Origin of the sequence: Anaerostipes butyraticus (genome assembly GCF_016586355.1) — a bacterium.
GTDB lineage: Bacteria > Bacillota > Clostridia > Lachnospirales > Lachnospiraceae > Anaerostipes > Anaerostipes butyraticus.
On record NZ_BLYI01000014.1, the window covers coordinates 22,081 to 36,324 of the forward strand.

Annotated in this window: 18 protein-coding genes; all 18 read right to left on the reverse strand. The window is 43.4% G+C overall.

What is annotated here, in order from left to right; genetic code table 11:
- Positions 1-11: 11 nt before the first annotated feature.
- Positions 12-467 carry a hypothetical protein gene (locus JMF81_RS03520; protein ID WP_201310094.1) on the reverse strand — a complete coding sequence of 152 codons (456 nt, stop codon included), beginning with the start codon at positions 465-467 and terminating at the stop codon, positions 12-14.
- 249 nt (positions 468-716) lie between these two features.
- Entirely contained in the window at positions 717-1,244 is a 528-nt protein-coding gene (locus JMF81_RS03525) for a hypothetical protein (protein WP_201310095.1), read from the reverse strand.
- A gap of 36 nt (positions 1,245-1,280) precedes the next feature.
- Positions 1,281-2,084 carry a hypothetical protein gene (locus tag JMF81_RS03530; protein ID WP_201310096.1) on the reverse strand — a complete coding sequence of 268 codons (804 nt, stop codon included), beginning with the start codon at positions 2,082-2,084 and terminating at the stop codon, positions 1,281-1,283.
- A gap of 29 nt (positions 2,085-2,113) precedes the next feature.
- Positions 2,114-2,608 carry an RNA polymerase sigma factor gene (locus JMF81_RS03535; RefSeq protein WP_201310097.1) on the reverse strand — a complete coding sequence of 165 codons (495 nt, stop codon included), beginning with the start codon at positions 2,606-2,608 and terminating at the stop codon, positions 2,114-2,116.
- Positions 2,609-2,788: 180 nt separating this feature from the next.
- Positions 2,789-3,658, reverse strand: coding sequence for a class II fructose-1,6-bisphosphate aldolase (fba, locus tag JMF81_RS03540; protein WP_201310098.1), 870 nt, complete (start codon positions 3,656-3,658; stop codon positions 2,789-2,791).
- 45 nt (positions 3,659-3,703) lie between these two features.
- Positions 3,704-4,492 carry a nucleoside/nucleotide kinase family protein gene (locus tag JMF81_RS03545; RefSeq protein ID WP_201310099.1) on the reverse strand — a complete coding sequence of 263 codons (789 nt, stop codon included), beginning with the start codon at positions 4,490-4,492 and terminating at the stop codon, positions 3,704-3,706.
- 19 nt (positions 4,493-4,511) lie between these two features.
- Complete coding sequence (locus JMF81_RS03550) at positions 4,512-4,880, reverse strand: DUF2752 domain-containing protein (RefSeq protein WP_243282528.1); 369 nt, start codon at positions 4,878-4,880, stop codon at positions 4,512-4,514.
- On the reverse strand, positions 4,843-5,283 hold the full coding sequence (locus tag JMF81_RS03555; protein ID WP_201310100.1) for a DUF4190 domain-containing protein: 441 nt from the start codon (positions 5,281-5,283) through the stop codon (positions 4,843-4,845). Before JMF81_RS03555 ends, JMF81_RS03550 begins: the two co-directional genes overlap by 38 nt.
- 3 nt (positions 5,284-5,286) lie before the next feature.
- Positions 5,287-5,751 (reverse strand): GNAT family N-acetyltransferase, encoded by a 465-nt coding sequence (locus JMF81_RS03560; protein ID WP_201310101.1) that lies wholly within the window; start codon positions 5,749-5,751, stop codon positions 5,287-5,289.
- Between the two features lie 164 nt (positions 5,752-5,915).
- The gene (locus JMF81_RS03565; RefSeq protein WP_201310102.1) at positions 5,916-6,266 is read right to left on the reverse strand and encodes a P-II family nitrogen regulator; all 351 of its coding nucleotides are present in this window, start codon (positions 6,264-6,266) and stop codon (positions 5,916-5,918) included.
- Between the two features lie 21 nt (positions 6,267-6,287).
- Complete coding sequence (locus tag JMF81_RS03570; RefSeq protein WP_201310103.1) at positions 6,288-7,526, reverse strand: ammonium transporter; 1,239 nt, start codon at positions 7,524-7,526, stop codon at positions 6,288-6,290.
- 176 nt (positions 7,527-7,702) lie between these two features.
- Positions 7,703-8,413: a response regulator transcription factor gene (locus JMF81_RS03575; protein WP_334297463.1), complete on the reverse strand. Its 711-nt coding sequence runs from the start codon at positions 8,411-8,413 to the stop codon at positions 7,703-7,705.
- The gene (locus JMF81_RS03580) at positions 8,403-9,539 is read right to left on the reverse strand and encodes a sensor histidine kinase (RefSeq protein ID WP_201310105.1); all 1,137 of its coding nucleotides are present in this window, start codon (positions 9,537-9,539) and stop codon (positions 8,403-8,405) included. Before JMF81_RS03580 ends, JMF81_RS03575 begins: the two co-directional genes overlap by 11 nt.
- An 82-nt stretch (positions 9,540-9,621) precedes the next feature.
- Complete coding sequence (locus JMF81_RS03585; RefSeq protein ID WP_201310106.1) at positions 9,622-10,044, reverse strand: DUF1934 domain-containing protein; 423 nt, start codon at positions 10,042-10,044, stop codon at positions 9,622-9,624.
- Between the two features lie 9 nt (positions 10,045-10,053).
- Positions 10,054-10,857, reverse strand: a complete 804-nt coding sequence (gene murI, locus JMF81_RS03590; protein ID WP_201310107.1) for a glutamate racemase — start codon at positions 10,855-10,857, stop codon at positions 10,054-10,056.
- A 10-nt stretch (positions 10,858-10,867) separates the two neighbouring features.
- On the reverse strand, positions 10,868-11,929 hold the full coding sequence (locus tag JMF81_RS03595) for a D-alanine--D-alanine ligase family protein (protein WP_201310108.1): 1,062 nt from the start codon (positions 11,927-11,929) through the stop codon (positions 10,868-10,870).
- A 97-nt stretch (positions 11,930-12,026) separates the two neighbouring features.
- The gene (locus JMF81_RS03600) at positions 12,027-12,824 is read right to left on the reverse strand and encodes a glycerophosphodiester phosphodiesterase family protein (protein WP_201310109.1); all 798 of its coding nucleotides are present in this window, start codon (positions 12,822-12,824) and stop codon (positions 12,027-12,029) included.
- On the reverse strand, positions 12,821-14,170 hold the full coding sequence (locus tag JMF81_RS03605) for a CCA tRNA nucleotidyltransferase (RefSeq protein ID WP_201310132.1): 1,350 nt from the start codon (positions 14,168-14,170) through the stop codon (positions 12,821-12,823). The genes JMF81_RS03600 and JMF81_RS03605 overlap by 4 nt, the downstream gene beginning before the upstream one ends.
- Positions 14,171-14,244: the final 74 nt, after the last annotated feature.

The following is a 14,244-nucleotide window of genomic DNA, read 5'->3' on the forward strand; positions in this document are numbered from 1 at the left end:
TTTCCCGAAGCCTATTTTCCAAAATCTTCAAAATATTTTCTTGCACGGATCCATTTCATCGTTTTGATTCCATATGTTTTTTTCAGATATTCCTGAAATTCATCTTTGTCCTGTGTCCGCATTTGAATCTGATCATTCTCTGTATTGATCAGCAGGTATTCTCCATTGTTCACACCAATCAACGCCTTCTCTTTCTGTACAAAATAATATTTTACATTTTCGCACACTGCATATCCTATTCCCGGTTCATATGCCTGATCCTGTTTTTCCCGCACATGTTCATCCTGCTTATTTATAATAATGTTATTCCAGTTCACATCTCTGGCATATAATTCATATCCTTCTGTCAGCTCGACTGGCGGAATGCCGTCCAGGTTCGTACTTCCCATTTCTGTCAATGCATATACAAACAACAGCAGAAGCAATGTCAGAATAACTCCAATTATGATACACAACTTTTTCTTCATAAATCCCATCCTCTTTTTAAATTATTTCTTCACTACATATATCCGTAAAAACCCCCTGAAAGTAACGCTGGCAGATAAAATTTTTTCATTTTGTGAAATATTAACAAATACATCGTCATTTTTTGTTTATAATTACTATAGAAAAAAAACGCTACCAGCTTATAAATTTCTGCTGATAACGTTTTCTATTATTGTAATCCATATTGATTTAACAGATCTTTGCAGTATTGCTCATCCGCACAAACTTCTCTAATATACAATTACAGAGGTTGTTTTGTTCTTTGTGTATGTTTTGCCTTTGATGACTGCAAAATGTTTTGCCGTCACCCGGTATTTCTTTTTGGCTGCTTTTTTTGAAATTTTGAACCCGCCTTTGCAGATTCCTGTTTTGGACTTACTATAGATATAAGTTCCTTTTGCCGGATAAATCGTCTTCCAGAATGATCTCTCATATGTCTGCAGTTTTAAATCTCTGATTCCAATCCTGCTTGCGGTTCCTCCCGCGGTTGTCTGAAATGCTACTTTCAGATATCCTCCCCCTGATGTAATAGCCAGCTTACAAGTCGTGAGGCCATTTCCCAGACTGGAACTTCGCATAACGGCTACAGATACATCCCCAGCGGATTCCCGAAATACCTGATCAACCTCCTTCTGAGACAATGCTCTGACCTGCTCCCTTTTCTGAGGACGATATGCTTTTCCTTTTGCAAGAACAGGATCTGCACTGTATCCCAGCGCTAAAAGCAGGCATAAAAGCCCTGTTAAAACTCTTTTCATACGATTTCATTCCTCCTTATTTCTTGTAAAATCATTCTATTTTTCCATTGATATGACAAACTTTCTGACCATTTCAAAATCATCATTGCTTGTTATTTCGTAAACTTCTTTTTCTCCTGTTCCTATCGCAATAATCTCCTCTTCTGTCTGATAGTAAACAACCTTCATTTTCGCAATTCTCTCAGTCTTTATTTCTTCTGCGTCATCCGGTATGCTGTAATCCGCAGTTCCCTGTTCATTTTCATAATGATCCACAGTAAAGATATAATAAATTCCGTTTTCTTTTTCATATTCGGCAGTGACAGAAACAACCTTTCCTTCATCTGTAATGGCATACAGCTGGCTGCGGGTGATGCCAGAACCTTCTTCTTTTGGATAACGAAGATCCCAGGAACATTTTTCTTCTATTTCTCTCCATGACGACGCTTCTTTCTCCTGGTACTGTGTAACGTTTCCTTCTTCTATTTCTTTGTCAGCCGGATTGATTCTGTCCTGAATTTCAATCCGAAATTCCTGTACCTGCTGCCCCGCTTCCTTTATATAATGCAGAATGGAATTCCCGGTAGCCGCCTCACAGACTCCGTTGCCGCCGATTCCCACTGCAACCGCTGCCACTGCAGCTTTTACCAGCATCTCTTTTCGTCTGCGGTTTTCCTCTGCATGAATTTTTCCCAGCAGATTTTTGTAAAACTCATCCTTCTGAAACTGCTCTGGAAGGCGAATCGGGCAAATACGTTCGATCCATTCATCCAGCTGTGCCAGTTTCTCCTCATCACTTCCACCCGGCCTCAAAAACTCCCGGATATATTCTTTTCCCAGGCTTTCCACCACTTTGTCCATGTCCTTTTCCTTCTCCTTCTTTTTCTATACTAGCTAAAAATCAGACAAACTGCTATTCCTCTCCTGATCTTTTTAACCACCCGGTGGATCCTCATCTTTAATGCAGGCTTGCTGATCCTGTATTCCTGAGCCAGCTCATCCAGAGAGTACCCTTCCTCGTAATATCTTCGTATGAGTTTTAATTCTTTCTCTGTCAAAAACTTTCGGAGATCTTCATATTCATCCAGCAGTTTCTCTGGACTGACCGCTGTGTCTGCCTGATACTGAGATAATATCTCTTCTACGGCATGATTTCTTTCCAGTACATGATATGTTACATATTTGGCGGTCATTTTAATCCAGCCCGTTGGATTCTCATGGCGCATGACTTCCGTAATCTTACGATACAAAATCAGATAAGTCTCCTGGAGGATATCTTCTACCATGGCCGCATCATACCAATAGAGTTTGCTGACATAGCGAAGGAGCTCATCGTATGTCTCTTCATACAATTTTTGAAAATACTCTTCCTTCTTCTTGCGCATACCTATCTCCTTTGATATGTTCCTTACCTTAATCCCATTGTATCATACGACAGCCGGCAAGTCTTTACCTCTGTGCATTTTTATTTCCGGATGTTTTCTCTCTGCATAAAAAACCAAAAAACCTGCAGGCAGCCGCCTGCAGGTTTCTATATTTGATATGAAATTCTGAATCAGAAAATCTTATTCGTCTGCTTTTCCGTCAGATCCGAATAATTTGATCTTTGTAATAACCATATCTTTGATTGCTTCTGCTCCAGGAGCCAGTAATTTACGAGGGTCAAATCCTTTACCCTGCTGGTCTTTTCCTTCTTCGATATACTTACGTGTAGCTTCAGCAAACGCGATCTGGCATTCTGTGTTAACGTTGATCTTAGCTACTCCAAGAGAGATTGCTTTCTTGATCATATCATCCGGAATACCTGTACCTCCGTGTAATACTAAAGGCATATCTCCTGTTAACTTCTGGATTGCGTCTAATGTTTCGAAGCTTAATCCTTCCCAGTTTTCCGGATATTTTCCATGGATATTTCCGATTCCTGCTGCAAGCATTGTTACTCCTAAGTCTGCAACTGCTTTGCATTCTTCAGGATCAGCGCATTCACCTCTTCCGATGACTCCATCTTCTTCTCCGCCGATAGATCCTACTTCAGCTTCGATAGACATTCCTTTTCCTCTTGTTACTGCTACCAGTTCTTTTGTCTTCGCAACATTCTCTTCGATTGGATAGTGAGATCCGTCAAACATTACAGAAGAGAATCCTGCTTCGATACATTTGTAGCATCCTTCATAAGAACCGTGGTCTAAGTGCAGTGCAACTGGTACGGAAATGTTCAGTTCTTCCAGCATTCCGTTTACCATTCCAACAACTGTCTTGTATCCTGTCATGTATTTTCCAGCACCTTCAGATACACCTAAGATAACTGGAGATCTTGTCTCTTCTGCTGCTAACAGAATTGATTTTGTCCACTCAAGGTTGTTGATGTTGAACTGTCCAACTGCGTAATGTCCGGCTTTCGCCTTGTTTAACATTTCTTTTGCTGATACTAACATAGTTTGTCCTCCATATAATTCGTTAACTTTTTCACATCAAGTTTATTATACTCTATTCCATTCCTGGTTGCAAGCACTGGAATCTTCCATAGGCCGATAATCATTGTCTTCTTCCACTTCCAGAATCAGATTTCCTTTAACCGATGATTTCAGAACTCTTCTTACATTGGAGCTGTCGCTGTTTTCATACCATTTCTCTGCTTCTTCTCTGGAAAGCCCGCCTTTTTCTTTTCGCTGAATCAGGCGTTCCTTCAGCATTTTCTCCTCTGCAAGAATGAAAATTGTATCATCCGCCCATTTTTTTCGGAAAACCGTCCATGGTTCCTCGTCCAGCAGCAGCCAGTTTCCTTCCAGCAGTATGATTTCTTTTTCCAGTTTTATGGCATCTTCCACTACATCGTGAATATTTCTGTCATAAACCGGCCATAAAATGGTTTCTTTTTTAATCCGGCACAGTTTCTCTCCCAGCTTCGCTGTATCATATGTTTCCGGACAGCCTTTTACTGCCTTCATCGGCACAGTTTTTCCCTGAACGACAGCATCATGAGAATTGATATAGTCTGAATGATAATGAAATCCATCCAGACCAGCCGCCTGAATTTCTGTCAGTTCCGGAATCTCCCTGGACAAATATTCAAGGAACTGACAAAGCGTTGTCTTTCCTGCGGCCGGAGGCGCTGCCATAAAAACCAGAAGCCGTTCCCCTCGTTCTTTCTGCAGATGAGTCATCCTTCGGAGCAGAGGGAGAAAAATCTCCTGAACTGTCCTTTTATGATAAGACACTTCCATCTTAAACCCATTCACTGTAAACTGATATTTTCCCCAATCTTTCATTCCATACCTCTTTTACATTCTATCGAAGCAGATCCCCCAGATAGTCATATCCAAACTGATAAACCGCAATATTTCGGATCACTGCGTGTCCGAAGAACAATATAATCCCCAGATACAGCATCCACAATCCCGGTCTGCAGATTTGGATAGTTCTGTGAAGAATTTTCCCCGCCAGAAATCCTCCAAGGCACCATAAAACCATAACGACTCCATATAAAACAATAGGATTGCATAGAAACGACCGTGTCAGATCCAGGTGCAGCAGCGCCCGGACCGCTCTGGTTCCCCCGCAGGCCGGGCAGTACAAATGGGTAATCTCCTTAAAAAAGCAGGGCATTTTCCAGAAAATGCTAAAATATATCGTCATGCTCTTCATCATAGCTGTCATACTGGTATTCCTGCCGGTCAATCCCCTGCAGATTTTCATCAAGAAGACTCTGAAATTCATCACTTAAAAGTATATTGAAAATGAAAATGAGAATCAAAATACAGGTTCCTATGATTGAAACAATACCGCATATAAGACCTGCTACTGCTTTCGGTTCTTTTTTCCCATTTCTTTTTGGGGCTACCGCAAATAAAACGATCGCAGCAATTCCGGTAAAGATTGCAAACGGAGAACAGCAGCATGTGAGCATCAGCACAACAGAGACAATTCCCAGAACCAGCGCTGCTACTGTCAGGCCGTGGCTCGGTTCCTGTTCCGTATCCTGGTTTTGATCATTTTCCTGTTTCTGAAATTCTCCTTTCATCTCATATCCTGTATATGGATCATATTGCTTTTCTTCCATATATTAGTATCCTCCTTCTTCTTTCTTTGATTCGGGAGCAGGTTCTTTCCTGATATAACGGATCATTCCCGGTCCCAGGCTGTCCGTCGGTCTGGAAATAAATCCATGTTTATGGTAGAAAGGCTCACGACCGACTGCGCACATCAGATCCAGCATAATCTCAGTTCCTTCTTCACACATGTCTTCTACCTGTTTGATCAGATCCTCAATGATCGCTCCTCCGATTCCATATCTCTGAAAATCCGGATGGATCATAAGATCCTGAATGTAGCAGATAACGGCCCCATCGCCGACCAGTCTCCCCATGCCTACAATCTGCGCGTCAATATAGGCACACACAATATAAAGGCTGTGATCCAGCGCCTTTTTTGCCTGCGTTCTGGAAAGTGGTTTGAACCCGACTGCCTTTCTCAGCTCCAGATACGTATCTACTCCCATATGATTTGATATTAATGTCACCGTAGCCATATTTTCTTTCCTTTACTATGATTCCTATAAGAAACGAGAAGTATTATATCACGATATTTCTCGTTTTAATAGAATTTTTTAGAAGATTTTACAAAAACGGAAACCCTGCCTTGGAAATCCATGATTTCCCGGCAGGGCTCCCGTTTTGTATATTTTTAACTGATTTAATCCTGTAAGGCGTTAATTCCTGTTTCGCCTGTTCTGATCTTAATTACATTTTTTACTTCATAACTAAAGATCTTTCCATCTCCGACTTCGCCGGTAAATGCGGCATCCTGAATGGCTTTGATGGTTTTTTCCGCCCATTCTTCGGATGATACCACAATCTCAAATTTGATTTTCGGACGCAGCATAACATCTACTTTCGTTCCTCTGACCACTTCCGTAAATCCTTTCTGCGCTCCGCATCCCATAACCTGGGAAATCGTAATTCCGTTGACTTCAACTTTGTTCAATGCTTCTTTTACATCTTCCAGCTTTTCTTCCCTTACAAAAGCCTCTACTTTCATTATCATATCTCAATTCCCCCGTTCTTTCTAATCCAAACCATTAAAGGACGGATATGCATTTTCATTATGTTCAGAAATATCGAGTCCGACCTTCTCTTCTTTTTCACTTACACGAAGCGGTCCGAAGAGCTTCGCAATGCCTGCGCAGATCAGAGTTCCCACAACGGCTACTGCGATAGAAACAACGATTCCGATGATCTGTGCTACGAATAATCTGGAATCTCCGAATACAAGACCATCCCACTGTGCTACATCGTTGATGGAACTAAGTCCGAATAATCCGGTTGCGATACCTCCCCAGATACCACCAATACCGTGGCATCCAAAAGCATCCAGCGCGTCATCGATTCCAAGTTTGCCTTTTACAAGTTTCACTCCGAAGAAGCAGATCGGGCTTACCAGAAGTCCAATGATCAAAGATGCCCATACCGGCACAAATCCTGCGCCCGGTGTGATCGCAACCAGTCCGATTACAAGACCGGTAGATGCTCCTACCAGAGTTGGCTTTCCAGATGTAATTGTCTCGATTACCATCCAGGAAACAAGAGCTGCTGCAGCAGAAAGAGATGTTGTCATGAATGCGTGTGCTGCCAGTCCGTTTGCTGCCAATGCGCTTCCTGCGTTAAATCCATACCATCCGAACCATAACATTGCGGCTCCTAAAAATACGAACGGTGTGTTGTGTACATGATATGCTCCCTGGTCGTATCCTCTTCGTTTTCCTAACAGAATTGCGAGAACCAGTCCGCTGACACCTGATGTGATATGTACAACGTTTCCTCCTGCGAAGTCAACAGAACCGATGCTTGCGAGGAATCCGCCTTCGCCCCATACCATATGAGCCATTGGATAGTAAACGATCAGTGACCATAAAATAATAAAAATAACAAGAGATTTAAATCTCATTCTTCCAACGACAGATCCTGTGATCAGTGCCGGTGTAATCATTGCGAACATCATCTGAAACGCTGCAAAGGCCAGGTTTGGAATGGTATCAGCATATGGTCCGGGATCCATTCCGACTCCCTGGAACAGGAACCATTTAGCTCCTCCGATGATTCCGCCGTGGTCTCCTCCGAAGGCCAGTGCGTATCCGAACAGTACCCACATAACGATGGATACGCCCATGATAAATACACATTGCATCATTGTATTTCCAACATTTTTTCTCCGTACAAGGCCCCCATAAAAGAATGCAAGCCCAGGCGTCATGAAAAACACAAGCGCTGCACAGAGCAAAATAAATCCAGTATCTCCTGCGTTCATAATCTATTCCTCCATTCATTCTTTTCATTTGACGCCGCTGCCGCGGCCAGCCTCTCGAGAGAAAAAAAAGAGGTCCAAAGCACATTCCTTCATATGCTTTAGACCTCTTTGTCGGTTTTTATAATAGCAGACTATTTTTATTTATGCAAGGGCTTTTTTCAAAATTTTTTGTATTTTTAGCCGGACAATTCATTTTCCAGCATCCGGTATCCCACGCCAACTTCTGTAAAAATATACTTGGGAACTGCCGGATTTTTCTCGATTTTCCGACGAATATTGGCCATATTCACCCTGAGGATCTGATTGTTTGTATCTGCATGAGGCCCCCAGATATCGCGGATGATCGCCTCATAGGTGATAACTCTTCCGGCGTTTTCAGCCAGCAGGGAAACCAGTTTGTATTCAATCTGCGTCAGCCGGACCTCTTTTCCTTCCAGAAAAACTCTGCGTTTGTCAAAATCAATTTTTAATTCCTGTGCCTTATATGCCGGAATTCCGGTAGATGTCTCCACAGGCTGTCTCCGGTGCCGCAGCGCAGTCCGGATTCTTGCCAGCAGTTCCTGATTTCCAAAAGGTTTGGTAATATAGTCATCTGCTCCTCCGTCCAGAGCCCGCACCTTTTCTTCTTCATTATTTCTGGCAGAAATGATAATAATCGGCGTAACCGTCCATTCCCTGATTTTCTTCAGGACTTCCATTCCATCAATATCCGGGAGTCCAAGGTCCAGCAGGATGACATCCGGACAGTAAGATTCCGCACACTGCATTCCCTGTTCTCCTGTCGTACAAAGAATGGTCTTATAACCATTGGCTTTCAAGATTGCAGACATAAAATTCCCGATATTTTCTTCATCTTCAATGATCAGCGCGGTCCTTTTAAACTCCATCATTACTCATTCCTCCATTTTCTTCTTCCAGCGGAAGGCTGAAATAAAATTCTGCTCCATTTTCATGATTTCTCGCATGGATTTCTCCCTGATGAGCCTGGATGATCGTCTTGCAGATCGTTAATCCGATGCCCATGCCTTTACGGCTCTCGTTATCTTTCGATCCTGCGCATCCGTCAAAAAGATGTTCCATGCGCTCTGGCTCAATCCCATCCCCATAATCCTTTACATAAAATACTACATTTCGCCCTTCCTGTCGAGCGTAAAAATCAATCTCCTCGTGCTTTCCAGAATGAATCCAGGCATTTTCCAGAAGGTTCATGATCACCTGCTCGATCAGTGTCGGATCCATCGGAACCATAAGGAATTCCTTCGGAACTTTTACATTCACTTTCCCCTCCGGATATCTTTTCTGAAACCGGATGACAGCTGATGACACAACTTCTTCCAAAGGCTCCGGCGTTTTCTTGACATGGGCCGCTTCCCCGTCATTATCATTCTGAATTCTTGTAATACTCAGCAGATTCTCCACCATATTCAGGAGCCAGTGGGCATCTTCCTGAATTCCCATGATCAGCTTATCTTTTGCTTCCTCATCCAGATAATCTTTTGCTTCCAGATAGGTAGCGCTGGCTCCGATCATTCCTGTCAATGGTGTTCGAAGATCATGGGAAATGGCCCGCAGAAGATTCGACCTCATGGCCTCTTTTTCCCTCTCAATTGTCAGCTTGTTGATCTGCTGGTTGTATTCATTCAGTTTTTCCAGCTTTTTTTCTCTTTCAATGGCTTCCTGGCGCTGAACATTCAGACTGGTAGTGGTCATATTGGTAATGACCGCAATTACCAGAATGCTGATAAATGTCATAGGATATCCATCAATCATAAAATTAATCCGAAAATAAGGATACGTAAAACGCCAGTTGATCAGCAGTACACTGATGAAAGAAGAAATGATTCCCCACCAGTACCCTCGTGTAAATCTGGAAATCAGAAAAGTCGCAAGAACATAAATCATGGGAATATTGTTTCCTGAATGGACATTCTGATAGAAAAAAATATGTGATACAAAAGTAGCTGCTGCCAGAAGTCCGGCCGATATCCCTAAATCCTTCCAATACTTCATCATACAAAACCCTCCCGGAAAGAAAGCGTAAAGCGGAGCACGTTCCCTGAAAAAACTCCTTTCAGGGAACTTGTCCGCTTTGCTTTTATCCTTCATTTGATTTAATATTCACATCAATCCTGCACTTTGATATGTGATCCGAATTGATGGACAGATCATAATCTACCTGCAGGTTCATATGATCTTCCTTTTCCATCCAGCGGATATCACTGGTGCTGACTCCCAGCAGAAGACTTCCAAAAGGAGTATCATAGTAAGACAGATTCTCTTTTCCCTTCTCAAATACCATATGAGAATTCCTTCCGCCTTTTTTGGAAATCTCTACTGTCTTTGGCCCAATCTTCAGGATATTCTTCACCACCTGATGATCGTCCTCAATCTCATCATACAAAATAAAATGTTTTCCATTCTTCAGATAATAATCTCCTGTCGTCATCATCTCAACAGGCTCCCCGTCATCCAGTTCCATCTGAAGCCCTGAGATATTGATCAATACATCTTTTGTCATATGCCGCTCCTAATATTTCTCTATCTCTACTGTCTGAACGGAATCCACCCTGCATGGAAGCACCCGGTCTGCAAAGGTAAGGAACTGATCCGCGAGGTCACTGACATAATACTCATACCTGGCCACATGTCCTTTCTCCGCCTGCATTCCATCTTCTTTGAGCAGCTGCTTTAAGCACTTCGCCACCTCAAACGCCGGATTGACCAGTGTCACGCCATCTCCCATAAAACGCTGGATCGGATTGATCAGCAGCGGATAATGGGTGCATCCAAGAATCAGCGAATCAATATCATACTGACGAAATTCCCGCAGATACCTGGATACCATATCTTCTGTAATCCGGTCATCGATAAGCCCCTCTTCCACAAGAGGCACAAACAGGGGACATGCCTTAGTCACCACGGTCACTTTCGGATCCATCTTCCGCAGATAGGTCCCATACTGACCGCTTTTGATCGTAGCGTTGGTTCCAATGATTCCGATATTTTTATTCTTTGTAGCCTTCATCGCCGCTACAGCTCCCGGCTGTACCATACCGATGATCGGCACGATGTATTCCCGCTGCAGTTCCGTCAGAGCCAGCGCACTGGCCGTATTACAGGCAACAACAACCGCTTTAACTCCTTTACTCAAAAGGAAATTGACGATCTGTCTGGAATAACGGATGATCGTATCCTTCGACTTGCTTCCATACGGAACCCGTGCTGTATCTCCAAAATAAATCATGCTCTCTTCCGGAAGCTGACGCATGATTTCTCTGGCCACTGTCAGACCGCCGACTCCGGAATCAAATACTCCTATTGGCTCATTCATATGGCTCCTCCTAGCGGTATCTTGTCATCGCCAGATCCAGCAACCGGTCGATCAGCTGAGGAGTGTCAATTCCACAGGCTTTCCAGAGCATCGGATACATGCTGATGGATGTAAATCCAGGCATCGTATTGATCTCATTAAATACAACTCTTCCGGATTCTTCCAGGAAGAAATCAACTCTTGCGCATCCAAATCCATCCACTGCGTGGAAGATTTCCAGAGCGTCTTTTCTGATCTGCTCTTTGATCTCCTGCGGCATATCCGGATCAATCACAGTTTTAGATTCCTGATTATTATATTTGGCATCAAAATCATAGAAATCTGCTGCCGCAAGGATTTCTCCAACACAGGTTGCCTCAGCTTCGCTGCGGTCTCCGAGAACCGCACATTCAATTTCCCGTCCGATGATTGTCTCTTCTACCAGGATATTTCTGTCATGTTTGATCGCTTCATAGAGCGCCTCTCTCAGTTCTTTTCGATCGCGGGCTTTGGAAACTCCCTTGGAAGATCCCGCACAGGACGGCTTTACAAATACCGGATAAGACAAAGCTGCTTCCACCCGGTCCATGGCGTCCGTCAGATCATCATCTTTAAAATCACTCTCTCTTACATGTACAAATTTTGCCTGATCGATTCCCAGCCGGTCTACAATGATTTTTGTATAAACTTTATCCATGGAAACCGCAGAAGATAACACTCCGCAGCCTACATACGGAATCTTGGACAGTTCAAACAAGCCCTGTATCGTTCCATCTTCTCCATTCATTCCATGGAGAACAGGAAAGATCACATCAACTTTCTGCATCTTATAGGTCCCTTCTGCCAGGATGATCAGAGACCGGGAATCAGTATCCGGTGAAATCAGAGCCCTTACTTCACCTTCTCTCCAGCTCCCGTCTTCAATATCTTTTACATGATCCACCAACAACCATTTACCCTCTTTTGTAATTCCAACTTTAATTACATTGTACTTCTCCCGGTCCATGTTGTTGATGACCGTCTGCGCTGAAAGGCAGGAAATATCATGTTCTGAGGAATCCCCTCCAAAAATTACTACTACATTCTTCTTCATGATTATCTCATCTCCTTAAGTGGATCTGTTTTTCTCGTTTATCGTGTGCCATGCCTGCTTTCTCATTTTCCATGGAGCCAGGCGTGCCATAGAGACATTATAGCATAAATCTTTCAAAAATAAATCCATGAAAACACTTTTGATTCTCTTCATAGTCTTCTTTGCTCCGAAACGTCCATCCATAGACTGGAATCCGGTATAATTTCCGGCAGATTTTCAGCGGAAGACAGTCTTTATATTTATAATGATACGCAATAAAATCCGGTTTTGTTATAAAATTTGTCAGAAGGTTTTTCATCACAAAATACGCCGGTATATGTTTCCATTCCTTTTCCTTAAAGAACTGCTCGCTTAATTGTCCGCGGATAACCTGAGGCCGGTGCTTTTTAAACCAGTACAAAGCATACGGATGAAAACTTTCCATACAGTAAAGTCCGTGATAATGATCCAGGACTTCTGCAGCAAGACGACACAGCTTCGTATTAAAAGTCTCCATCTTTAATTCGATCAGCAGAGGAACTTTTCCATCAATTTCTCTCAAAACATCCACAAATCTCGGGATCCTCTCCTCGGTTCCCATCAGCCGGTACCGGCATAACTGTTCATAGGTAAGATCTCTGATATATTTTCCAGTTCCACAGGTTCTTTTCAAATCATAATCATGGTGTACGACCAGCACATCATCTTTTGTAAGCTGTACATCCAGTTCGATCCCATACCCAAGCTCCCTGGCTCTTCGAAAAGCTGCCATGGAATTTTCCGGGATTCCCGCCTCTCCATGAAACCCTCTGTGGGCAAAATGCTTCACTTTAAGAATCGGATGTTCCCTTTTCCTGCCTGGGCAGATCATCGCTGTATATAACAGCGGAATCAATGCAATCGCTGTTTTCTTCATTGTTCCCTTTCCCTCTTTTCTTTGACAAGCCTCATCAGTATTTCCTTTTTATTCAGTTCCGGCGTCTCCAGCACCTGATCCAAAAGCCAGGAAAGCATCTGTCCTACTTCTCTGCCCTGAGGCACTCCTGCCTCAATCAGATCTGTGCCTCCAACGGCAAGATCCCTGACCGACAGACAATCCTGTGCCTCCAGCACCTGCCGGAACAGTTCCTTTGTCCTGGCCAGCACTTCTTCCTTTTCTTCTCTGTGATACTCACTCTGAGCCGCTATATCCGCTGCCTGGATTTTCATCAGTTTTTCAAACATTTCCGGTCCGATCTGAGAAACCCACCGGCGTACGGTTTTCAAACTGGCTTCTTCCGGTGAGGCAAATCTCCTGTCATGCCACAGGACCAGAGTTTTAACCTGTTTTAAAGTCTGATTATCAAACTTCAGCCTGCGAATGATCTTTTCGGCTATCTTCTCCCCGATGACCGGATGCATCTTAAAATGATCTTTATCTTTGCCCTCTACCCGCGCTTCTGGTTTGCCTGCGTCATGCAGAAGCATAGTCCATCGAAGGATTGAATCCGGTTCAATGTGTTTTAATGCCTCTATCGTATGCATTCCCACATTGTACTTATGATGAGGATTATTCTGCGGCGTCTCCATCATTGTATCAAACTCCGGAAGGATAACCTCTGTCACTCCCAGTTTATACGCATCCGCCAGCACTTCCGGATGATCCGATACCAGCAGCTTATCCAGTTCTACCCGGATCCGTTCTGCACTGATATCTTTCAGAAATCTGGCCTGTCTCCGAATCGCTGCCTTGGTCTCTTCTTCGATCTGAAATCCCAGCTGTGCCTGAAACCTCAGCGCTCTCAAAATCCTCAGAGCATCTTCATCAAATCTCTCGGAAGCATTTCCTACACAGCGGATGATCCCTTCTTCCAGATCCGCTCTTCCGCCGTAAAGATCTACCAGACCTTTTGTATCACTGTATGCCATGGCATTGATCGTAAAATCCCTCCGAAGCAGATCTTCTTCCAGAGACTTCGTAAAATGTACTTCTTTGGGTCTGCGGTGATCCTCATACTTTCCATCCACACGGTATGTGGTAACTTCAAACGGCTGATGATCTGCCATAACTGTAACTGTCCCATGCTCGATTCCTGTGTCGATCGTATAGGAAAACAGTTCTTTGATCTCCACAGGAGACGCTGAAGTCGTAATATCCCAATCCGCCGGATGTTTCCCTAAAATGGAGTCCCTGACGCATCCGCCTACAATATAGGCCTCGTGGCCGGCTTCTTCCAGCCGTTTTATGATCTTTTGTGCCTGGACCGGCATTTTTATCTTCATCATAGGCTGCTCCTTTTTTATTATGATTCTAACCGAAGACGGCACTTTCAAATCATTGAAAGTGCCGGTGCTTC

Excerpts from the sequence above, each read along its gene's own strand:
- JMF81_RS03520 (WP_201310094.1), bottom strand. The coding sequence starts at position 467 with ATGAAGAAAAAGTTGTGTATCATAATTGGAGTTATTCTGACATTGCTT.
- JMF81_RS03525 (WP_201310095.1), bottom strand. The coding sequence starts at position 1,244 with ATGAAAAGAGTTTTAACAGGGCTTTTATGCCTGCTTTTAGCGCTGGGA.
- JMF81_RS03530 (WP_201310096.1), bottom strand. The coding sequence starts at position 2,084 with ATGGACAAAGTGGTGGAAAGCCTGGGAAAAGAATATATCCGGGAGTTT.
- JMF81_RS03535 (WP_201310097.1), bottom strand. The coding sequence starts at position 2,608 with ATGCGCAAGAAGAAGGAAGAGTATTTTCAAAAATTGTATGAAGAGACA.
- fba (WP_201310098.1), bottom strand. The coding sequence starts at position 3,658 with ATGTTAGTATCAGCAAAAGAAATGTTAAACAAGGCGAAAGCCGGACAT.
- JMF81_RS03545 (WP_201310099.1), bottom strand. The coding sequence starts at position 4,492 with ATGAAAGATTGGGGAAAATATCAGTTTACAGTGAATGGGTTTAAGATG.
- JMF81_RS03550 (WP_243282528.1), bottom strand. The coding sequence starts at position 4,880 with ATGACAGCTATGATGAAGAGCATGACGATATATTTTAGCATTTTCTGG.
- JMF81_RS03555 (WP_201310100.1), bottom strand. The coding sequence starts at position 5,283 with ATGGAAGAAAAGCAATATGATCCATATACAGGATATGAGATGAAAGGA.
- JMF81_RS03560 (WP_201310101.1), bottom strand. The coding sequence starts at position 5,751 with ATGGCTACGGTGACATTAATATCAAATCATATGGGAGTAGATACGTAT.
- JMF81_RS03565 (WP_201310102.1), bottom strand. The coding sequence starts at position 6,266 with ATGATAATGAAAGTAGAGGCTTTTGTAAGGGAAGAAAAGCTGGAAGAT.
- JMF81_RS03570 (WP_201310103.1), bottom strand. The coding sequence starts at position 7,526 with ATGAACGCAGGAGATACTGGATTTATTTTGCTCTGTGCAGCGCTTGTG.
- JMF81_RS03575 (WP_334297463.1), bottom strand. The coding sequence starts at position 8,413 with ATGGAGTTTAAAAGGACCGCGCTGATCATTGAAGATGAAGAAAATATC.
- JMF81_RS03580 (WP_201310105.1), bottom strand. The coding sequence starts at position 9,539 with ATGATGAAGTATTGGAAGGATTTAGGGATATCGGCCGGACTTCTGGCA.
- JMF81_RS03585 (WP_201310106.1), bottom strand. The coding sequence starts at position 10,044 with ATGACAAAAGATGTATTGATCAATATCTCAGGGCTTCAGATGGAACTG.
- murI (WP_201310107.1), bottom strand. The coding sequence starts at position 10,857 with ATGAATGAGCCAATAGGAGTATTTGATTCCGGAGTCGGCGGTCTGACA.
- JMF81_RS03595 (WP_201310108.1), bottom strand. The coding sequence starts at position 11,929 with ATGAAGAAGAATGTAGTAGTAATTTTTGGAGGGGATTCCTCAGAACAT.
- JMF81_RS03600 (WP_201310109.1), bottom strand. The coding sequence starts at position 12,824 with ATGAAGAAAACAGCGATTGCATTGATTCCGCTGTTATATACAGCGATG.
- JMF81_RS03605 (WP_201310132.1), bottom strand. The coding sequence starts at position 14,170 with ATGAAGATAAAAATGCCGGTCCAGGCACAAAAGATCATAAAACGGCTG.